The organism is Micromonospora vinacea (assembly GCF_015751785.1).
Lineage (GTDB): Bacteria > Actinomycetota > Actinomycetes > Mycobacteriales > Micromonosporaceae > Micromonospora > Micromonospora vinacea.
In genome coordinates, this window is sequence record NZ_JADOTY010000001.1 from 6,343,333 (window position 1) to 6,363,826 (window position 20,494).

Consider the following 20,494-nt stretch of genomic DNA (forward strand, 5'->3'; position numbering starts at 1 on the left):
ACGATTACGAACACAAGACCTCTTCGTCCTTACCCGACCATCGGGAAGAACGTCCTATCTGGATGCTCACGAGGGCGTGGTTGACCCTTGGATGCCGTTGCGAATAACGCAATCGGCGGCTCTCCCGGCGGCCGGAGTAAGGCCACGATTTCTGCGCTGGTGCTACCCGTTGACAACGGGACGGCACGCTCCGTCAAGAACCATTCTCCGACCCGGGTGAACGATCACAGCTGTCGAACTTCGGCGGTTCCGGTAAAGACCTTCGACACCGGTCGGTCCGGGTCCGCGCTGATGACAAAGGTGCCGGCGTGGGTATGGTCGGCAGCCGAGAAGCCGACGTACACCTCGATCTGCCCGGCCTCCACCGCGTAGGCCATGCTCCGGTCGTAGAACCCGAGCTGACCGGTGGGGAGCGCGAACCGCATCGCCACCCGTTGACCGGCCGCGGCCTCGACACGGGCGAAGGCCTTCAGCTCCAGCACCGGCCGGGTGATGGTGGCCTGCGGGTCGCGGACGTAGAGCTGCACGACCTGCTCCCCCGCCCGGTCTCCGGTGTTGGCGACCGTGACCTCGACACCGACGCTGTCCCCGGCGCGCACGTCGGCGCTTCCCACAGTGGCGTCCTCGATCACGAACGAGGTGTACCCGAGGCCGTGGCCGAAGACATATCGCGGCGAGACCGGCGAATCCACGTAGTCGCCGTGCCAGTGCGACCGCCCTCCGGACACCTTGTGGCCGTAGAAGACCGGGATCTGGCCCACGCCACGGGGATACGAGATCGGCAGCCTTCCGCTCGGGTTCACCTCACCGAGCAGCACCTCGGCGATCGCCTGCGCCCCGGTCTCCCCCGGCAACCAGGCCATCAGCACCGCGGCGCACTCGTCGTGCAGGAAGTCACTGCCCACGGGTCGGCCGGCGACGAGCACCGCCACGACGGGCGTGCCGGTGGCGACGACGGCACGGACGAGGTCCTCCTGCACGCCCGGCAGGTCCAGACTGGACCGGTCTCGCGACTCGCCAGTGGTGGCCCCGGGCGTCAGACCCGAGCGGTCCCCCAGGACCAGCACCGCGACGTCGGCCGCCGCGGCGGCCGCGACCGCCTCGGCGAACCCCTCCGTCGACGGGTCGAGCACGTCGCAGCCCGGGGCGAAGCGCAGCCGGTCGCCCAGCCGCGCCGCGAGTTCGTCCCGCACCGTCGGCACACCGTCGGTGCTCTCGTCGATCTCCAGATCGTCCGGGATCGTCATCATCTCGCCGAGCAGGCCGCGCCGATTGCGCGCCTCGACCAACGCCTCGATGTGGGCCGCGAACGAGTAGTCACCGAGCAGGTGTCGGGCGTCGTCGGCGTTCGGGCCGATGAGAGCGACAGTTCCGGCTCCCGCGAGCAGTGGCAGGACGCCGTCGTTCTTGAGCAGGACGAGGCTGCGGCGGGCGATCTCCAGCGCCACGTCCCGGTGCCGCTCGGCGTTCGCCGACGTCGCGACCGCATCCTCGTCGACGTACGGGTTCTCGAAGAGCCCGAGTTCGACCTTGTGCCGAAGGACCCGTGAGACCGCCTCGTCGAGCCGGGCCTCGCTGACCTCGCCAGCGTCCAGTGCGCGGGTGAGGGCGTCGGCGTACGCGTCCGTCGCCGGAAGCTCGACGTCCACGCCTGCGCCGAGGCCCACCGTCGCGGCCTGCTGCTTGTCCTGCGCGAAGTGGTGGTACGAGTGGAGGTCGTTGACGGCGAAGTAGTCGGACACCACGCTGCCGGTGAAGCCCCACTGCCCACGAAGGACGTCGGCGAGGAGTTCCTGGTTGGCATGGCACGGAACGCCGTCGAGCTCGTGGTAGCCGGCCATCACCGACTTCAGCCCGCCCTCGCGGACCGCCGCCTCGAACGGATACAGGTAGACCTCGCGCAGCAGACGCGGCGGCAGGTGGGCCGGCGCCCAGTTCAGCCCACCCTCGGACGCCCCGTAGCCGACGAAGTGCTTGGCGGTGGCGAGGACACCGTCGGTCAGGTCGGCGCCCTGGAGGCCCTGGACGAACGCCACTCCCATCCGGGACACCAGGTACGGATCCTCGCCGTAGGTCTCCTCCGTCCGGCCCCACCGTGGGTCGCGCACCACGTCCAGCACCGGCGAGAGCCCCTGGTGGCTTCCCATGGCGCGCATCTGTGCGCGAACGGCGTCCGCCAACTGCCGGTTGAGCTCCGGTGCCCAGGTGCTCGCGACGCCGATCGCCTGCGGGAAGATGGTCGCCTCGCGGGCCATCACCCCCGAGCAGACCTCCTCGTGCACGATCGCCGGGATCCCCAGCCTGGTCTCGGTCACCAGGAAGCGCTGGACAGCGTTGGCGACCCGCGCCACCTGCGCCGCCTTCCCAGGCTGGTCGCGCCCGCGACGCGGGTCACGTGCCCCAGGCCGTGCCGAAGGATCGGGCGGGCCCGCTCCGGGGCGAACCGACCGCCCTCCAGGAGGGCGAACGCCCACGTGCTGCCCAGCTGCGCGAGCTTCTCCTCGCGGGTCATCCGGGCCAACAGATCCGACACCCGTTCGTCGACGGGCGCGGTCGCGTCGGTGTAGGTCGCCTCGATCTCCGGCTCAACAGTGGTCACCCGGTCACCCCAATCACCGCGACAAGCTGGTCTTTCAGCCGGGGCGGCAGGCCCTGCGGGGGTGTGCCGGCCAGACATTGATCCAGGTGCCGTGTTCCCTTACGTAAACGTAATCGGTAACGTTTACATAGATCGAGAACGTAATCGAAGTCGATCACGTTGTCCAGAGCTCACACCGCCTCCACCACCCCTCGGTTCCGGCGCTCGGGCAGAGACCTCCGCGTCGGACCTGCACGAAGGGAGCCAGCCCTGAACACCCACCCCGACAGCGCGCCGGAGAACGTCGTGAACACGGCCCGCCTGACCCTGGACCCCCGCCGACGCGTCGCACCGGTGCCGCGTCGGCTCTTCGGCTCGTTCGTGGAGCACCTGGGTCGCTGCGTCTACAACGGAATCTACGAACCGGGGCACCCAACGGCCGACGCCGACGGCTTCCGGGGCGACGTCCTCGCGCTGGTGCGGGAGTTGGGCGTCACCACGGTGCGCTATCCGGGCGGCAACTTCGTCTCCTCCTACCGCTGGGAGGACGGTGTGGGCCCGGTCGACAAGCGACCGGCGAGGCTCGACCTCGCGTGGCACAGCCTGGAGACCAACGCTTTCGGGCTCGACGAGTTCATGCGCTGGGTCGGCAAGGCCGGCGTGGATCCGATCATGGCGGTCAACCTCGGCACCCGTGGCACCGCCGAGGCCGTCGACCTGCTCGAGTACGCCAATCACCGCGGTGGGAGCCACCTCGCCGACCAGCGCCGCGACAACGGCGCGGTCGATCCGTACGGGATCAAGCTGTGGTGCCTGGGCAACGAGATGGACGGCCCGTGGCAGGTGGGCCAGCGGAGCGCGACCGAGTACGGGCGGCTCGCGGCGCAGACCGCGAAGGCCATGCGCCGCTTCGACCCCGATCTCGAACTCGTCGCCTGCGGGTCCTCGCACCTCGGCATGCCGACCTTCGGCAGCTGGGAGCGTGACGTGCTGACCGAGGCGTACGACGACGTCGACCTGATCTCGCTGCACGCCTACTACCAGCCGGTCGACGACGACCTGGCCAGCTTCCTCGCCTCGGCCGAGGACATGGACAGGTACATCGACGCCGTCACCGCCATCGCCGACTCGGTCGGAGCGATCCGCCGGTCGACGAAGAAGATCATGATCGCGTTCGACGAGTGGAACGTCTGGTACCAGTCCGCCGCCCCGTCCACGCCGCCGAGCGGCGAGGACTGGCCGGTGGCACCGCCACTGCTGGAGGATCACTACAGCGTGGCCGACGCGGTCGTCGTCGGCGGCCTGCTCATCAGCCTGCTCCGACACAGCGACCGCGTGAGCGCGGCCTGCCAGGCCCAACTGGTCAACGTCATCGCACCGATCATGACCGAGACGGGCGGCTCGGCCTGGCGCCAGACCATCTTCCATCCCTTCGCCCGCACCGCCCGGCACGCGCAGGGCGCAGTGCTCGACGTGCTCCGCGACAGCAGCACGACGACCACCGACCGGTACGGTGAGATCGACGCCGTCGACGCGGTCTCCACCTGGGACGACACCACCGGGGAGATGACCATCTTCCTCGTCAACCGCGTCCTCGACACCCCGGCTGAGGTGACCATCGACGTCGCCGGCGCCCAGGTGAGCGACATCCTCGAGTGCGTCACCGTCGGTGGCACCGACCTGCACGCCAAGAACACGGCCGACGGTCCGGACCACGCCGCTCCGCGCCCCAACGGCACGGCACGCGGCGCCGACGCCAGCGTCCAGGTGACTCTCCCGCCCGCGTCCTGGACCATGCTGCGGCTCCGCGCCACCGACACGACCCCGTGATCGGCTGACGAACCGCCGGCCCGCCGATTCCGGACGCGCCCCGGCCGCGCACACCCTGGCTTCACCAGGGCTGCGCGGCCGGGGCTTCCCCACCACAGGGAGTACGGGGTCGAGCCTGTTACCGGGCGTCGACCGGTGCGCTCCGGGACTCGTTGAAGAGCTTGTCGCCCTGGTAGCGGGCGACCACCGGCCCGCCCAGCTCACCGTGGACGGTCTTCTTCACCCGGGCGACGCCGTTGTGCACCGGGGCCGAACCCAGGTGGGTGTCCCCCGCGTAGAAGTCGACAGTGCCGGAGGGGGCCGACGTGCTGGTGCTGACCGCGCCAACCGTCGCGGTGGCGGTGACCTTCGTGTGGTGCGACAGGCCCGCCGGCGACGTGGTGACGTCGAGGTCGGTGGTGGTGGCCCGGAAGGCCAGGCTGCGCAGGTAGTGGTTCAGCAGCGGGCGCCAGACGTGCCAGGTGTGTACGCCCGGCACGTTGTACTCGTCCAGTTGGACGCCGGCGGCCCGCAGGGCAGCGGCGTTGCGCTGCGAGTTCTCGGCGATGTTGCCCAGGCGGTCCTGGAGCCCGGTACCGATCATGATGCCGCCGGCCACCGACTTCATGCTGTCGATCTGTGTCTGGGTGGCTGTGGGGCCGCCCGCGCTCCAGGCCGCGTGGTAGCCGAACAGGTCGGTGTGGTTGTACATGATGGTGTAGGCCCGGCTGCCACCTGCGGAGAAGCCGGCGAACGCGCGGTCCTGCGGCCGGGTCGAGACGTGGTAGTTCTGCTCGACGAACGGGAAGATGTTGTTCCGCAGTTCGTCGACGTAGCCCTCGTTGCCACCGGGGAGGCCGTTGAAGTCGGTGGACACGATCACCATGGGCTGCGCCGCGCGGTCCTTGATCGCGTTCTCCAGGATGAGGTGGGCCACGCCCTGCATCGTCCAGGCGGTCGAGTGGTCGCCGCTGCCGTGGCTGAGGTAGAGGGTCGGGTACGGCGTGGCGCGGTGGGGGTCGTAGCCGTGCGGCAGGTAGACGACGATGTCGTGGACGCCGGCCGGGTTGGTGGACAACGGCGAGGTGTACCGCCGGGACTCCAGCCGGCCGACCTTGGCAACCGGCGCCTGGTAGCCGGTGTCGTACGTCGGGAACTTCCTGCTGGCCGGAACGTGGATCGTGCTACGTACCGCGCCGGGTGCTCCCGGGTACTGCGGCTGGATCTGCCACCGGTTGGCCGGGTCGTCGTGCAGGGCACAGCCGGTGGCGAGCTCGTTGGCACAGTCGTGGGTGAACGCGTAGCGGAAGGTGCCCGCCGGCAGCGGGGTGGTGAAGGTCCACACCCCGTCGGCGCCCTTGCTCATGGCCTGGATGTGCCACGGGGTGGCCGCTACGTCGCCGGGCTGCCACTCGGCGGGCGGCCGCGCGTCGCCGCAGTCCTGGCAGGGAATGTTCTCCGGTCGGGAGTAGAACCAGTCGCCGTAGACGTGGACCTGCTGGACGTCCTCGGGCGCCCGGTACCGGAAGGTGACGGTGTAACCGGTCGGGGGCTTGTCGGTGCGGGTGACTGTCGGGCCCAGCGGCGCGGGCGGTGCGGCCGAGGCCGCCGGGGCTGCCGCCGTTCCGGCCGTGATGGTGATGGCGGTGAGCAGCGCGAGCATCAGCCGGCGTGCCGGTGCCGGCCTCAGGGGACGGGGAAGTGCGACGGGCATGTTCCTGCTCCCTCTTCGGCGTGTGGTCAGACCGCACCGAGCGGCCGACCGACCATTCGATGGTGAGGTGGAGGGGATACCAGTAACGAGCGATGCAGCAGTGCGAGCGCTAACATCGTTCCCTGTCGAAAACAGAACCATGAATTGCATTGACGGTCAAGACGGAAATCGCAGCAGAGAATCGCGTCGAAACAATGTGGGCGCGCTTCATCGGCGCCAGGACAACTGGCGCGCGAATTCTCTGTCGGGTCAATTCGTCAAGGAATTCGCGCGCCAGTCGAGGTGGCCCGGAAACCACCCAGGAGAGACCGGCGGACGCGGTCTATTCGGCCGCTGGCTGCAACCTCCCGTCGACTCGCCGGGAAATGACCGTGTACTCGTCGCGCAACTCCTCGGGGAGGACCCAGGACGGGGCGTCCTGCCACGCCAGCGGGCGGAGGAACCGTCGGATCGACGTGGCGCCCACCGACGTGTGCACGGCGTTCGTCGACGGCCAGGGTCCACCGTGGTGCTGGGCCCACGACACCCGTACACCGGTGGGGTAGCCGTCGAAGACGATGCGACCCGCGCGGGCCGCGAGCACGTCGACAAGCCGGCGTACCACGTCGGCGTCATCGCCCGGTCCGCTGTGAAGCGAGCCGGTCAGCGACGGCGGGACGGTGGCCAGCGCGGCGTCGAGGTCGGCGGCGTCGTCGTACCGGACCACGATCAGGAGCGGACCGAAGCACTCGTCGGCGATCTCGGCGGTCAGGCCGGCGACGCCGACCTCCAGGAGGGTCGGGGCCACTGTGAAGCCCGCGCCGGGGTCGATCTTCGGTCGCGCCGAGACGCGGGCGCCGGCCCGCTCGAACTCCGTGGCCCGGTTCTCGTACGCGTCCCGGATCCGCTCGTTGAGCAGCACCGTGCCACCGGACGCGTCGACTCTGGCCCGCAGCGCGTCGACCAGGCCGTCACCACCCGGGTCCGACGGGATGAACGCCAGGCCGGGCTTGGTGCACAACTGACCGCCCGAGTTCGTGAAGGAGCCGAACAGCCCCTCGGCGATCTGGTCGCCCCGACCGGCGGCCGCGTCGGACAGGACGACGATCGGGTTCACGCTGCTCAGCTCGGCGTACAGGGGAATGGGGTCGGGCCGTTCGTCGATGGCCGCCTGGATGGCGCGGGCGGCGTTCACCGAGCCGGTCAGCGCGGCCGCGCGGATCGCCGGGTGGCGCACCAGCGAACGACCGGCCTGCTCCCCGTACACGGTCGCGACGACACCCTCGGGCCCGCCGAGGTCGCGGACGGCCGCCTCGATTGCTGCGGCGGAGGCGTGCGAGGTCAGCGGGTGGGACGGGTGGGCCTTCAGGATCGTCGGACACCCGGCGGCGAGGGCAGCGGCCGTGTCACCACCGGCGACCGAGAAGGCGAACGGGAAGTTGCTCGCCCCGAAAACGGCGACCGGCCCGAGGGGTACGAGCATCCGCCGCAGGTCCGGACCACGTCCGAGCGGTGTGTCGGCGGCGTGGTCGATGGTCGCCTCGACGTACGCCCCGTCGCGCAGCACCTCGCCGAACATCCGGAACTGCAGCGCCGCCCGGGTGAGTTCCCCGTCGAGTCGCGCGTGACTCAGCCCGGTCTCCGCCTCGGCGGCGGCGACCAGGTCCACCCGGCGGGACTCCAGCGACGTGGCGATCGCGTCCAGCAACTCGGCGCGGCCGAGCCTCCCGCGGGCGGCCAGCCACTGCGCCGCCGGGGACGTCTGACCGGCGATCACCTCCAGTCGAGACTCGTCGGTCTCGGTCAGCTCCGTCGCGCGACGCTGACCGTCGCGCGGATCGACCGTCATGACCACGTTCACAGCAGTCCTCTCCTCACCAGATTGCCCATCAGATCGCGGACACCGAAGTGCCAGGGCTCGCACTCCTCCGCGTGCCGCACCCGGTTGACCAGGGTGCCGAGCGCCGGGCAGCTGATCCGTACCACGTCGTCGACCTTGTGGGTGAAGCCCTCGCCGGGGCGGTCCCGGTCCTGGATGGGCGCGAACATGGTGCCGAGCATCAGGGCGGCGCCGTCGGGATAGTGGTGGTGCGGCCCGATCAACTGCCGGACCAGTTCCTCCGGGTCACGCGACATCTGGGTCATCTCGGAGACCGCCTCCAGGTGGAAGCCGTCCACGCCGCGAACCTCCAGGCGCACCTTGAGTTCGCGTACCCGGTCCATGCCGAACCTGTCGTCGAAGAGCCGGATCAGGGGGCCGAGGGCGCAGGAGGCGTTGTTGTCCTTCGCCAGAGGAAGCAGGAGCGCCGAGCGGCCCTCGATGTCACGCAGGTTCACGTCGTTGCCGAGGGTGGCGCCGACGATCCGACCGCTGGACTGGACGATGAGCGTGACCTCGGGTTCCGGGTTGTTCCAGGTGGATGCGGCGAGCACGCCGACCGGAACGGCGGTGCCGACGGCGGAGAGGATCTGGCCCTTGGTGAAGATCTCGGCGTCCGGGCCGATTCCCACCTCCAGGTACTGACTCCACATGCCCTCGGCGACCAGCAGACTCTTGAGCCGGTCGGCCTCCGGCGAGCCCGCCTCCAGGCTGTGCAGGTCGACACCGACGTCGGCGAGCATGCGGTGTCGGATGTCCGCCGCCAGCGCCAGGTCTCCCCGTGCCCGTTCCTCGATCACTCGTTCGATCATGGAGATCGGGAAGGTCACCCCGGCGGCCTTGAGCGCCTGGAGGTCGACCGGGGCGAGCAACCAGGGCCGGTTAGGGTCCCGGGTCGCGGCCCCCGTGTTGGCCAGGATCTCCCCGAAGTCGCCCACCCTCGGCCCGTCGAGCCCGGCCACCGTCGCGGCGGGATCGGGCAGCTCGCAGATGTCGCGGACGGTCGGGAACCGGTGGCTGATGTCGATGACCTCGCCGTCGCGGACGGTCACCGGCGAGGGGCCGTCGCCGGACGGGTCCCAGATCCGGCCGATGAGGATGCTGTCGGCGTCGTCCGGCAACGCCTCGGCGGCGGTACCGACCCAGTCCGCGTCCGCGGCCAGCCCTCGGGGCCGTGGCACGGTCATGAGTCGCTCTCCAGGTTGAAGAAGGACCGCTCGTCGCGGGGACGGATGTCGAAGACGGCGTCCTGGAACATCCGTAGCGGGTGCGGTGTGAACGGGTGTTGCTCGATCGCGGTGAGATCCACCTCGATGCCCAGGCCGATCCCGGTCGGGATGAGGATGTCGCCCTCGTCGGTCAGCACCAGCCGCTCGTTGGTGATCTCGGGACGCCAGGGCACGTCGGTCGCCATGATCTCCAGGTACCGGAAGTTGGGCAGCGTCGCCCCGAGTTGCAGCGTCGCGGCCGTGCTGAGTGGACCGCTCGGGTTGTGCGGCGCGAAGCCCACGTAGCTGGTCGCGGCGAGCGTGGAGATGAACGCCAGCTCGGCGATCCCGCCGGCGTGCGTCACGTCGGGCTGGACGAAGTCGACGGCCTGGCGGGCCAGCGCGGGCGCGAAGCCCTGCCGGCCGTACCACCGCTCCCCCGCCGCGATCGGCACCGGCGACGCGCGACGGATGTCGACGAGCGCGTCGAGATTGTCCGGTGGGCAGGGCTCTTCGAACCACACCGGGTCGAACTGGGCGATCTCCTTGGCGACCTTGATGGCGTGGCGGACGTCGAAGCGGCCGTGGCCCTCGACGAACAGCTCCACCTCGCGGCCCACTGCCCCGCGCACGGCGTCGATCTGGGCGAGCACCCGGTCCAACTGCGCGGTGGTGATGGTGAGGTCGTAGTTCTCGAACGCGTCCCACTTGAGGCCCCGGAAGCCGGCTTCCACAGTCCGGCGCGCGGCGGCCGCGTAGTCCTCCGGCGTGACGGCGCCGGAGAACCAACCGTTCGCGTACGCCCGGACCCGGTCCCGGGTCGCACCGCCGAGCAGCCGGGACACCGGTACGCCGAGCTGGCGCGCCGCGATGTCCCACAGGGCCATCTCCAGCGAGCTCAACGCCGTCATGATGACCGGGCCGCCGCGCCAGTACCAGTCCCGCGCGGTCTCGTAGAGGATCTTCGAGATGCTTGTGGGATCCAGGCCCACCACCGCCTCGGCCAGCTCGGCGATGGCACCCTGGACGGCACGTTCCTTGCCCTCCAGGGTGGCCTCGCCGAGCCCGACGATCCCCTCGTCGGTGTGGACGCGCACGATGACGAGGTTCGTGCGGTAGAAGTCGACGACCAGTGTGTCGACAGAGACGATCTTCATCTTTCGGCTCAACCCTTCACCGCACCGGCGGTCATGCCGGACACCACGTACTTCTGGACCAACAGGTAGAAGGCGACGGCGGGCAGCGTGAACAGGAAGGCGACGGCCATCACCGTCTGGATCGGTGTACCCAGTTCGCCGATGAAGTTCGCGATGCCGACGGAGGCGGGTTGCAGATCGGGGTTGAAGATGAACGTCACCGCGAACACGTACTCGTTCCAGGCGTGGAAGAAGGCGATGACAGCGGTGGCCGCGATCGACGGTGCGATGAGGGGCACGTTGATGCGGGTCAGCGTGGTGAAGGGCCGGGCGCCGTCGGCGCGTGCGGCTTCCTCCAGTTCCTTCGGGATGCCGTCGATGGCGCCCTTGAGGATCAGCGCGACGATCGGCAGGACGAAGGCGGAGTTCACCAGGACGAGGCCGGTCAGCGAGTCGAGCAGTTCGAAACGGCGGAACAGCGCGAACAGCGGGACGACCATGAGTGCCTCGGGAAGCATCTGTGTGAACAGCAGTACGACGGTCAGCACGGCCTTGCCCCAGAACGAGAACCGGGACAGCGCGTAACCGAGCGGGATGCCCAGGCCGACGGAGAGGACCATCGTGCCGACGGCGATGATCAGGCTGTTGAGCAGCCAGCCGGCCGCCTTGCCCTCGGCGAGCGCGTCCACGAAGACCCCGAACTGGCCGAGGTCGGGCGTGAGCCGGGGCTGATCGGCGAAGAGGTCGCTGTTGCTGGACAGCGCCGTGACGAACATCCAGTACAGCGGGAACACCGCGATGCCCAGCACGACGAGCACGGCGACGATCCGTGCGGTGACACCGAAACGGAAGCGCCTCATCGGACGTCCCCCTTCTCCACGGCACGGGCGACCAGGCGGCTGCCGATGATGACGATGAGCGAGATGACGACGCCGACCATTCCGATGGCCGCCGCCGATCCGAGTTCCTTCGAGTCGAACGCCTGCGAGTACAGGTCGATGACGAGCGTCTCGGTGGCACCGACCGGTCCGCCCTTGGTCATCAACCAGATCAGCTCGAACCGCCGTAGCGACCAGATCGTCATCAGCAGGGCCAGCAGACCCACTGTCGGCTTGATGACCTGCCAGGTGACGGCGCGGAAGGTGGCCCATCGCCCCGCGCCGTCGACGGTCGCGGCCTCGTTGAGGTCCTGCGGAACGGACTGGAGGGCGGAGAGCAGCACCACGGAGGTGAACGGGAACAGCTGCCAGATGGTCGTGGCGAGCACGGCCGGGAGCGCGTAGCGCGGGCTGTCCAGGATGGCGCCGCCGGGGACGCCGAGTCCCACGGCGTCGAGGAAGCGGTTCACGATGCCGTACTGCGCGTTGAGCATCCAGGTGGCGATGAGCGCGACCGCGATGCCCGGGGCGGCCCAGGGGACGGTCACCAGCGCCCGTGCCACGCCCCGGCCTCGAAACTTCCTGTTGAGCAGGAGTGCGACGACGAGTCCGGCGCCGATCGCGACGACCACACAGGTGATCACGTAGACGACGGTGATCAGCAGGGTGCGGTGGAACTCGGGGTCGCCGAAGATCCGGTTGAAGTTCTCGAGCCCGACCCACTCGCTGCGGGTGGGGTTGAGCAGCCTCGTCCTGGTGAAGCTGAGGTACACCTCCTGGACGAGGGGTACCGCCTGGAAGACGAGGATGAACAGGGCGGCGGGTGCCAGGAACAGGTAGGGCGTCCACTTGCTACCCAGCGGGCTGGGCCGACGCCGGGGCCGGCCTGGGGGTGTTGTCTTCGGTGCTCCGGTCTGCTCGACCACAGTCATCGGGTTCGGTCCTTCGGGGGAAGGACGCTGCCGGCGCACGGAACGTCGCGCCGGCAGCGTCGCCGTGTCGAGCGGTCAGCGGACCAGTTCGGTCGCCTGCTGCTGGGCGCGATCCAGTGCCGACTTGAGGTCGGCCTTGCCCTGCAGTGCCGCGACCACGTTCTGCACGACCACCTTGCGGATGTCCGGCGTCTTCGCCTCGAACCCCAGCACGATCTGCGGCAGGCTGGTCTCGGTGAGCCCGTCGAAGACGGGGAGGAACGCGGTCGCCTTGAGCGCCTCCGCGCTGCGCTGCGTGGCGGTGGCGACGCTGCTCGCGCCGAGGATCTCCTGCAGCTTGACCTGGTTCTGCGGCTCCAGCGCCCACTTGATGAAGGTGCCGGCCTCCTCCTTGCCCTCGCTCGCCTCGTTGATCACGATTGGTGCGAGGATCGCGCCCTGCTTGCGGACCGGGAACGGGATCGGCGCGACGTTGAAGTTCAACTTCGCGTTCTGGCCGCGGGTGGCAGTCACGTAGCCGCCGTTGTTGAGCTCCATCCCGACCTTGCCCTCGGCGAACATCCGCCGGAACGTCGCCGCGTCCGCGCCGCGCGGGATCACGTTCGCGTCGTACAGGTCCTTGAACGCCTGCAGGCCCTTGAGGTTCTCGGGCGAGTTGATCGTCAGGTTCTTCCCGTCGGACCACGCTCCGCCGAAGCCGTAGACGTAGTTGAAGATGTCCTGCCAGACACCGGCCTCCTCGGCCTCCGTCTGACGGAACGCCAGGCCGAAGACGTCACCCTTGGTCAGCGACTTCGCGGTGGAGGTGAACTGCTCGTAGGTGGTCGGCGGCGTCGGGATCAGGTCCGCGTTGTAGAACATCGCGTAGTTCGACGCTTCGAAGATGACGCCGTGCCGGACACCGTCGTGGACCATGAACTGGTCCGGCTGCTTGAGCAGGTCGTACTTGCTGGCGTCGATCACCTTGTCCAGCGGCGCGACGAGGCCGGCGTCCGAGGCTGCCTCGAATTCGGGCATGTCGAAGCGGATCAGGTCGGGGCCCTTGCCGCTGCCCATCTGGGTGAGCACGGTCTGGCCGAAGGTCGGGTACGGCACCGCGGCGGCGGAGACCTGGACCTTGGTCTGGCTCTGGTTGAACTCGTCGAGCCACTTCGTCAACAGGGGTCCGCGGCCCGGGTCGCCGAAGGTCGAGGCGGCGAAGGTCAGTTTGGTGACGCCGTCGCCGGAATCGCCGTCCGAACCGCAACCGGTCAGGAGGGTGGCGACCAGGCCGAGGGCACATGTCGCCCTGGCGATGCCGAAATGAGCGCGCTTATTACCCATCGTTACTCCACTGTTACGAGATGACGTCAAGCCGATGAAATTGCAACGATCGTAGCGCCATGTGCAACGGTGTCAAGTGGCGATTGCGCATGGCGTCATCTATATTGCATAATGTGCAATGACAGCGACGGTGTTGCCGTCGCGCGAGGGGAGACACAGCCTTGGCGCAATCGATTCGCCGCGCGATCGACCTCATCCGTCGATCCGCGGAGCACCCGCTGTCCCTAACGGAGGCTGCGGACGTGCTCGGCGTCCACAAGTCCACAGCCCTGCGCATCCTGCAGACACTGGAGTCCGCGCGCTTCGTCCGCCGGACCGGCGCGGGCACCTACGTGCTCGGCAGCGGCCTGATCGAGTTGTCCGAACTAGCGCTCGGCTCGATGGACCTCCGCCAACCCGCCGCCGCACACCTGCGCGCGCTGCAACGCGAGACCGGCCACACCGTACACCTGGCGCAACTGACCGGCGATGAGATCATCTATATCGACAAGGTGGACAGCCCGGCGTTCGACGCCGTCAAGCTGCCGTCGCGGGTGGGACGCGCGGTGTCCATCTACGCGAGCGCCGTGGGCAAGACGATCCTGGCCTACCTTCCCCGGCAGGAACGCGACCGCCTTCTCTCCCACGTCGTCTTCGAGAGATTCACCGACACCACCTTCACCGACCACGACGCCCTGGAAGCCGAACTTGCCCGCATCCACGACTGCGGCTGGGCCGTGGACAACGGCGAGCACGACGCCTACGTGATGTGCGTGGCCGCGCCGATCAGGGATTCGCGGGGGCAGGTCATCGCCGCCGCCTCGATCACGGCGATCGAGGTCATCGCCAGCCTCGACCAGCTCAAGAGCAACCTTCCGCTGCTCCTGGAGACCGCCAACAAGATCTCGTACGAGCTGGGCTACGCGCCGCCCTCCCTAGCCAGCGCGGACAGTGAGATCCGCGCAGCGACCTGACCGCGCACGTCCCGGGCGATCACCGCGTTCTCGGCGCCGACCCGCCGGTGATGCGGTGATGCTCGTCGGTCGGCCGCTCAGCGCAGCAGCGCCATCCGGTCGATGATGGAATCGCGCAGCCCCGGTGGCCAGGGAAACAACGGCGCCGCCACCTGGAGCTGGGCGAATCCGTGCAGCCCGACCCAGAGCGCCGTCGCGTCGGCGAAGAGGTCCGCGCTGGTCGATCGTCCCGCCGCAACGCAGTCGGCGAGCGTACGCCGGAAGACCTCGAAGGCTCCCATGCCGAGCACGGTGAGTTCGTCCGCCATGGCCGGGGCCCGCTCAAGGGCCTGCCCGGCGTCCCAGACGGCACCGAACATCACCCGGTACTGGTGGGGCCGGCGTTCGGCGAAGGTCAGGTAGGCCGCGCAGATCGCGCGCAGGCGCTCGACCGGATCCGCGTCATCCGGCGCGCCCAACTCCTGTTCCAGGATGCCGAACGCGCGTTGCGCGACCGCGAGCAGGATCGAGTCCAGGTCCGGAAAGTGCGGATAGATCGACGGCGCGGAGATGCCGGCCTGTCGGGCGATCCCCCGCAGGGTCATGTTCTGCGGCGTGCCGTCCTCCAGGAGCGTCATCGCGGCGTCGACGATCTCGTCGCGCAGCTGGGCACCTTCGCCACGCTTGTTGCGGGCCCGCGTTCTCGGTGTGGTCACTCCCTGACTTTACATGCGTTAGGTGAGGGCGTAAGTTAACGCTTGTAAGTTCACAGCCGTTTCCAGAGATGAGGCCCTCATGACCACCGCTACCGCTACCCGAATCGACATCGCCGCCCCCGCCCACAGCGCAGACCTCGTCGGCCGTGGGCTGGCGGCCCTCGCCTCCCTCGCCACCGGCGTCGCGTTCGTCAACGGCGTACTACTGACACTCAACGCCAGCGACGACCGCCTGTTCATCGAAGGCTGGCGAGTCTCCAGCTTCGGCATCTTCGCCGCGCTCTTCGCCCTGCTCGCGGTCAGGCCCCGCCAAGCGGCCGGCGTCTGGGAGATCGTGCTCGTCGGCAAGGCCGCGCTGGTCGTGTTCGGCGCACTGATCGGAGACGTCCCCGAGGCACGGCTGTCGGCCATCATCGACTTGGGGCTTGTCGCCGTCGTCGCGGCTGCCTACGTGCTGTGCCGCGGCTGGTTGGCGTGGCGTTCCGCGACCACCAACCCGACCCGATGACGGAGACGACCGTGTCCCCCACCTCGCCTTCCCGGCGCGTCGACCGTACCGTCATCATCTCGATCTGGGCGGTCCCGGTCCTGGTCGTCGGCCAGTTCGCCATGCTGGCCATCGTCCCGGTCGTCCTTGCGCTGACCGTCAGCCTGCGGCACGCCCACCTACGCGGACTACGCCGCTGGACCATCGCTCTCGGCACCGCCTACGCCGTCCCGCTGATCCTCTGGACCATCGGGCCCGACCGCGCCCCGAGCCTGTCCAGGGACATGCACCCGGTCTTCGCCGCACTGATCGTCGTGGCCTCGCTGGTCGCGGCAGCTGCCTTTCACCTCGGCCGTCGACGCTCGAGCAGGCCCGACGGGTCGCCGAGCGAGCGGCAGCACTTCCGGGCCGCGCCGTGACCGATACGCTCCTCCTCCGCCTGGACGGAAACGTCGGATCGCCCGTCGCCATCATTCGACGGCGGCGGGCGATCCGAGCGCTCACTATCGAGGGAACGGGCCCCACTGGTTGATGAGGTCGTCCAAGGAGTGACGGATCAGCGGAGCGGCAGGGTGGCCAGCGCGAGGTTGGGGTCGATGCCGGTGGTGTACGCGGCACTGAGCACGTAGACGGTGCGGCCGCGCACGGCCACCGAGGTCGGATTCTGCAACCCGTGGGCGGCGTTCATCAGCGTTCGCGAACGGCCGGCCGCGTCGATGCTCACCACCGTGTTCGGTCCGTTCAGCGCGGCGATGACCTGGTGGTCACCGGCACCGGCGAAGGCGAAGTCGTCGATGCCGACCAGGCCGGTCGCCGCCACCCGGACCGGCCCGGGTCGGCCGTGCCGCAACGGAATGCGCAGCAGCGTGCCCTGGTCGAGGTTGGTCGCCCAGACCGCGCCGGCGCGGACCTTGATGCCGTTGGCACCGAGGAAGCCCGCCGCGGCGAGCTCGGGTGCCGAGGACCAGACCTCGGCGCGACCGCCCTCCAGAGCGACCGTCGAGATCGTGCCGAGCGCGGAGTCCGCGAGGTAGAACCTCCTCGTCTCCGCGTCGAACGCCAGGCCGTTGGGGAGCCCGTCGGCTGGCAGGGCCGCGATGCGGTGCGGGGACCGGCCGGGGCGTAGCCGGTACAGCCCCGTGGTGGCGGCATCGCCGCTCGCGTAGAGGAAGTAGAGCGTGCCGTCAGCCATCCGGACGATGCCCGTGGTCAGCGCGAACGCGAGCACCGGGGTGTTGACGCCACCGTCGGCCGGGGCCGGCAGCGTCGCCAGGATCCGCGTCCCGCCGGACGGGCTGACCGCGGCGACCTGCCGGGCGGCCGCGAAGGTGACGTAGGCGGTGCCGTCCGGGCCGAGCGCGACGTTCTCCGGCAACTGCCCCTTCGCCAGGTCGAAGTGGACAGCGATCCGCGACGGCACCGGTGCGGCCGACACCCGGGGCGGCCCGACGGTGAGGGCCGGCGCGGTAGCAGCCGGTGCGGCGCTCGACGGTACGACCGTTGTGACGCCGATCCCCGCTGCTGCGACAGCGACTGCGAGGGTCATCGTTCTCTTGCGCATTTCTGTCCTTACTCAGTGCGTTGTTGGTGGGCGTGAAATGGGCGCGACGGGTCCGGCGCTCCTTGCGGAGCACCTCGTGTCGAGCCGATGGGGACGGCGCTATTCGCGCCTGACGAGCGGCTGCGACGCCACGGCACGGGTGGTGACGGCGCCGTGCACGAGCAACGTCATCGCAGCCTGAGATGCCGAGCCGGGTTCGGTGGTGGCGACGACGACGGTCTGGCCGTCCTCGGTACGCAGGGACTGCTGTGTCACGTTCATCGCGCCGACAAGCGGGTGACGCATCTCGTAGACGGCGTCGCCGCCGGCCTTCACCCGGTGGTCGGCCCACATGGCGGCGAACTCCGAACTCCGCACCGTCAGCTCACCGACCAGCGCGGTCATCAGCGGGTCGTCCGGGTGCTGCCCGGAAGCCATCCGCAGCGTCGCCACCACCGCGCGGGCCTTGGCGGGCCAGTCCACGTACAGGTCGCGGGTGTGGGCGTCCAGGAACACCAGCCGTGCCATGTTCGGGTACTGGTTCGGCCGCTCCGGGATCTCCGGGTCCACGTGGCCGGCGAACAGGGCATGACCGGCGGTGTTCCAGGCCAGCACGTCGGCGCGGCGACCGAGCACCACCACCGGTACGTCACCAAGTGTCGCGACGAGTTGGCGTACCGCCGGGCTCAGCCGCTCCGGGGCCGGGCGACGGACGGCGGGCCGGCGGCGGGTACCGGCCGCCAGCTCGTTCAGATGGCGGCGTTCCGCGTCGTCGAGTCGCAGTGCCCGGGCGAGCGCGTCGAGCACCTCGGGTGAGGCGTTGACGGCCTGCCCCTGCTCCAACCGGGTGTAGTACGAAACGCTCACCCCGGCCAGCAGGGCCAGCTCTTCCCGGCGCAGCCCTCGAACCCGGCGCCGCTCACCGTACGTCGCCACGCCGGTGTCCTCCGGCCGTAGCTGGGAGCGCCGGGCCTGGAGGAAATCGCCGAGCTGTCCTCTCGCGTTCATGACTCGAAGTATTGCGAGCCCCGCCTGCCCCAACCACTCCCTGCCAGGGGTAGGCACCGCGCGGCGAGGCAGCTCGTACGGGTGGGTCAGTGGGTGACGGCGCTGCCGCTGGTGGCGCCGGCACGAAGGCCCTGGTCGATGAATTTGATCAACCAGTTGAAGCTCTCGTCGACTGACGCGTCGATCTGGAACCCACCGGCCGCCTCCAGGGTCGCGAACCCGTGCAGGACGCTGCGCAGCGTCCGCATGGCGTGGATCTCCTGGCCGGGTTCCAGCCCGTACCCGCTCAGCATGGCCGCCCAGGAGGCGAGCACCCGCTCGCTGGCCGGGATGAACGGATCGTCGGGGCCGGTCGGGCGGGTGGCGTTGGCGGCCGCGTACCGGCCCGGGTGTTCCCGCACGTAGGTCCGCATGGCCTGCGCGCCGGCGGCGAGGGCATCGCTGCCGGACCGGCCCTGAATGGCGTCGCGGATGGTGTCGCCGGCCTCGGTCATGGCCAGGGTGGCGATCCGGTGCGCCACGTCGGCCTGACTGCTGACGTGCTTGTAGAGCGAGGGGGTCTTGATCCCGAGCCGTTCGGCGAGCAGGCCCATGCTGAGGTTGTCGAAGCCGACCTCGTCGACCAGCGCGGCTGCGGCCTCGGTGACCGCTGCCGGGGTGAGCCGGGCCTTAGGCATTGGGCAGCGTTCGGGCGAGGAAGGGCAGGGCGAGGGCGAGGACCTGGTCGGGCGTCTGGGCGTGCGGGTAGTGGCCCGCGCCCTCGATGACTGCCAGCTCGCCGAGCCCTCGCGGCAGGTCGGCGATGATGCGCTCGCCCTCGGCTCGCGGGTCGACCCAGTCGGGGTCGGCGCTGCCCTGGATCACCAGGACCGGGCAGGTGACGTTGGGCAGTTGCCGACCGGCGTCGGCCGGGCTGGTCTTGGCCATGGCCTGGAGGACCTTCATCCGGCCGGGTTCACTCATCGTGGCCTCGATGCGCGCCAGCTCGCCGTGCCAGTCGGCGGGCTTGGTGGGGTACGCAACATCGAGGTACTTCTTCCAGTTCGCCAGGCTCCCGCGCAGGAGGACCTGCGCCAGTTGGATGAAGCCGGCCCGGAAGCGCTTCACCCGCACCAGCCCACCCAGGTCGAAGGACTGTGCGCGGGTGAAGGGCGCCAGCTCGATGACGCCGGTGATCAGGTCGGGTGCGGTGGCGGCCGCGATGGTCGCGGCACCGCCGCTGATCGACTGACCGATGATCACGGCCGGACCGCCGAGGTGACGCACCACGGCGACGAGATCACCCGCGATGTCGGTGCGGCTGTAGCCGTCCCAGCCGAGGCTGGAGTCGCCGCAGCCACGGATGTCGACGTTGGCGACCCGGTATCCGGCCGAGGCCAGGGCCGGAGCGACGAACCGGTAGGAGTGCCGGCTGTCGCCCATGCCGTGCGCCAGGACGACCAGCGGGCCCTGCCCGGTCACCTCGTAGGCGATGGTGTTGCCGGCAATGCCGAGACGTTCGGTCATGACGCCCTCCAAGTGAGCTAATGCGATTAGCTAAAGGCTAACCGCATTAGCCCCAGAGGGCAAGCCCGCCGCCGCTACCCGCCCCCACCCAGGCCGAGCTGGGGGTAGAGGGCGTCGGGGGCAGCGACCGCCCCAGGTGGCCGAGCGACAGTGACTGTCGCACCGAAGTCGCTGTAGCGCAGGGACGCGTTCGGCAGCCCGTTGGCCTGCGGCATCAGGAAGCTGACCAGCCGGCCCTCGGTGTCCAGTGATGCCCGGAACGCGTGCCTGCGCGCACTGTCCGGGAAGACGGCACCGGGAGCGGGGCGGAAACTGATCCCGTTGCCGGCGCCAATCCGGCTCGCGTCGATCGTCCCGGAGATCTCCGGGCCGTCCGCTCGTGCGGTGACGATCGCGTCGATGAGGCGGCCGGAGCCGCCGAAGTCGTTCCTGCCCGGCGCGAAGCTCAGGGCGAAGTCCGACGGCACCCGGGCCGGGTCCAGGACCATCCATCCGTCGCCGACACCGCGCATGGGTAGACCGATCTTCATGTAGACCTCGTCGTCGATCATCCGGATCTCGATGCCCCCACCCGGCGTCGAAACGGTGCCGATCGAGCGCTTGTGGACGTTGTCGCTGTGCGACAGCGCCGTGACCTGACTGGCGATGTCGACGTCGCTGCGATAACTCGTCTGATTGACGAACGCCGTGCCCCCACGCAGCAGGCCGATCGCCTCGGCCGTCGTGGTGGCATCGGCGCTGGCGGCCGACACCGGGGCGGATTCGGGTTGGGGTTCGTTCTCCGTCGGTGCGCCGACCGAGCAACCCAGCAGGAGCAGGCCCGCAGAAATGCCGGCCAGTGTGGCTCGACGTGTCATGGCCATCACGGT

General features: G+C 69.6%; 19 protein-coding genes. 4 read left to right on the forward strand and 15 right to left on the reverse strand.

Features of this window, described 5'->3' with window-relative positions; translation table 11 throughout:
- Nucleotides 1-224 precede the first annotated feature (224 nt).
- Together IW249_RS29640 and IW249_RS29645 are read right to left on the reverse strand one after the other, a co-directional pair.
- Complete coding sequence (locus IW249_RS29640) at nucleotides 225-2,351, reverse strand: glycoside hydrolase family 3 N-terminal domain-containing protein (protein WP_196923794.1); 2,127 nt, start codon at nucleotides 2,349-2,351, stop codon at nucleotides 225-227.
- A complete protein-coding gene (locus tag IW249_RS29645) occupies nucleotides 2,312-2,599 on the reverse strand; it encodes a hypothetical protein (RefSeq protein WP_196923795.1) in 288 nt (95 codons plus the stop codon). Before IW249_RS29645 ends, IW249_RS29640 begins: the two co-directional genes overlap by 40 nt.
- Nucleotides 2,600-2,884: 285 nt before the next feature.
- Here IW249_RS29645 and arfA point away from each other — a divergent pair, with 285 nt between their 5' ends.
- Nucleotides 2,885-4,408 (forward strand): arabinosylfuranosidase ArfA, encoded by a 1,524-nt coding sequence (gene arfA / locus IW249_RS29650; protein ID WP_196923796.1) that lies wholly within the window; start codon nucleotides 2,885-2,887, stop codon nucleotides 4,406-4,408.
- 118 nt (nucleotides 4,409-4,526) lie between these two features.
- Here arfA and IW249_RS29655 read toward each other — a convergent pair whose 3' ends face one another.
- The 7 genes from IW249_RS29655 to IW249_RS29685 form a co-directional block, all read right to left on the reverse strand.
- Nucleotides 4,527-6,101 (reverse strand): alpha/beta hydrolase-fold protein, encoded by a 1,575-nt coding sequence (locus IW249_RS29655; RefSeq protein ID WP_196923797.1) that lies wholly within the window; start codon nucleotides 6,099-6,101, stop codon nucleotides 4,527-4,529.
- Nucleotides 6,102-6,423: 322 nt separating this feature from the next.
- Nucleotides 6,424-7,941 carry an aldehyde dehydrogenase family protein gene (locus tag IW249_RS29660; RefSeq protein WP_196923798.1) on the reverse strand — a complete coding sequence of 506 codons (1,518 nt, stop codon included), beginning with the start codon at nucleotides 7,939-7,941 and terminating at the stop codon, nucleotides 6,424-6,426.
- Nucleotides 7,938-9,146: a fumarylacetoacetate hydrolase family protein gene (locus IW249_RS29665; RefSeq protein WP_196923799.1), complete on the reverse strand. Its 1,209-nt coding sequence runs from the start codon at nucleotides 9,144-9,146 to the stop codon at nucleotides 7,938-7,940. The genes IW249_RS29660 and IW249_RS29665 overlap by 4 nt, the downstream gene beginning before the upstream one ends.
- Nucleotides 9,143-10,324: a mandelate racemase/muconate lactonizing enzyme family protein gene (locus IW249_RS29670; protein ID WP_196923800.1), complete on the reverse strand. Its 1,182-nt coding sequence runs from the start codon at nucleotides 10,322-10,324 to the stop codon at nucleotides 9,143-9,145. Before IW249_RS29670 ends, IW249_RS29665 begins: the two co-directional genes overlap by 4 nt.
- An 8-nt stretch (nucleotides 10,325-10,332) precedes the next feature.
- Complete coding sequence (locus IW249_RS29675) at nucleotides 10,333-11,163, reverse strand: carbohydrate ABC transporter permease (RefSeq protein ID WP_196923801.1); 831 nt, start codon at nucleotides 11,161-11,163, stop codon at nucleotides 10,333-10,335.
- Complete coding sequence (locus tag IW249_RS29680; protein WP_196923802.1) at nucleotides 11,160-12,113, reverse strand: carbohydrate ABC transporter permease; 954 nt, start codon at nucleotides 12,111-12,113, stop codon at nucleotides 11,160-11,162. The genes IW249_RS29675 and IW249_RS29680 overlap by 4 nt, the downstream gene beginning before the upstream one ends.
- Before the next feature lie 75 nt (nucleotides 12,114-12,188).
- Nucleotides 12,189-13,436, reverse strand: coding sequence for an ABC transporter substrate-binding protein (locus tag IW249_RS29685; protein ID WP_196923803.1), 1,248 nt, complete (start codon nucleotides 13,434-13,436; stop codon nucleotides 12,189-12,191).
- A gap of 161 nt (nucleotides 13,437-13,597) precedes the next feature.
- On the opposite strand from IW249_RS29685, the gene IW249_RS29690 reads away from it, so the two are divergent.
- On the forward strand, nucleotides 13,598-14,389 hold the full coding sequence (locus IW249_RS29690) for an IclR family transcriptional regulator (RefSeq protein WP_196923804.1): 792 nt from the start codon (nucleotides 13,598-13,600) through the stop codon (nucleotides 14,387-14,389).
- A 77-nt stretch (nucleotides 14,390-14,466) separates the two neighbouring features.
- Here the strand turns inward: IW249_RS29690 and IW249_RS29695 are convergent, their stop codons facing one another.
- The gene (locus tag IW249_RS29695) at nucleotides 14,467-15,084 is read right to left on the reverse strand and encodes a TetR/AcrR family transcriptional regulator (RefSeq protein WP_307788750.1); all 618 of its coding nucleotides are present in this window, start codon (nucleotides 15,082-15,084) and stop codon (nucleotides 14,467-14,469) included.
- Between the two features lie 79 nt (nucleotides 15,085-15,163).
- On the opposite strand from IW249_RS29695, the gene IW249_RS29700 reads away from it, so the two are divergent.
- Nucleotides 15,164-15,592 carry a hypothetical protein gene (locus IW249_RS29700; protein ID WP_196923805.1) on the forward strand — a complete coding sequence of 143 codons (429 nt, stop codon included), beginning with the start codon at nucleotides 15,164-15,166 and terminating at the stop codon, nucleotides 15,590-15,592.
- On the forward strand, nucleotides 15,589-15,990 hold the full coding sequence (locus IW249_RS29705; protein ID WP_196923806.1) for a hypothetical protein: 402 nt from the start codon (nucleotides 15,589-15,591) through the stop codon (nucleotides 15,988-15,990). The genes IW249_RS29700 and IW249_RS29705 overlap by 4 nt, the downstream gene beginning before the upstream one ends.
- Before the next feature lie 137 nt (nucleotides 15,991-16,127).
- On the opposite strand, the gene IW249_RS29710 is transcribed toward IW249_RS29705, so the two are convergent.
- The 5 genes from IW249_RS29710 to IW249_RS29730 form a co-directional block, all read right to left on the reverse strand.
- Complete coding sequence (locus IW249_RS29710) at nucleotides 16,128-17,132, reverse strand: SMP-30/gluconolactonase/LRE family protein (RefSeq protein WP_196923807.1); 1,005 nt, start codon at nucleotides 17,130-17,132, stop codon at nucleotides 16,128-16,130.
- A 99-nt stretch (nucleotides 17,133-17,231) separates the two neighbouring features.
- Nucleotides 17,232-18,119, reverse strand: coding sequence for a helix-turn-helix transcriptional regulator (locus IW249_RS29715; RefSeq protein WP_196923808.1), 888 nt, complete (start codon nucleotides 18,117-18,119; stop codon nucleotides 17,232-17,234).
- A gap of 86 nt (nucleotides 18,120-18,205) precedes the next feature.
- Nucleotides 18,206-18,796, reverse strand: coding sequence for a TetR/AcrR family transcriptional regulator (locus IW249_RS29720; protein WP_196923809.1), 591 nt, complete (start codon nucleotides 18,794-18,796; stop codon nucleotides 18,206-18,208).
- Complete coding sequence (locus tag IW249_RS29725; RefSeq protein ID WP_196923810.1) at nucleotides 18,789-19,625, reverse strand: alpha/beta fold hydrolase; 837 nt, start codon at nucleotides 19,623-19,625, stop codon at nucleotides 18,789-18,791. Before IW249_RS29725 ends, IW249_RS29720 begins: the two co-directional genes overlap by 8 nt.
- Before the next feature lie 74 nt (nucleotides 19,626-19,699).
- Nucleotides 19,700-20,482 (reverse strand): hypothetical protein, encoded by a 783-nt coding sequence (locus IW249_RS29730; protein ID WP_196923811.1) that lies wholly within the window; start codon nucleotides 20,480-20,482, stop codon nucleotides 19,700-19,702.
- Between the last annotated feature and the right edge of the window lie 12 nt (nucleotides 20,483-20,494).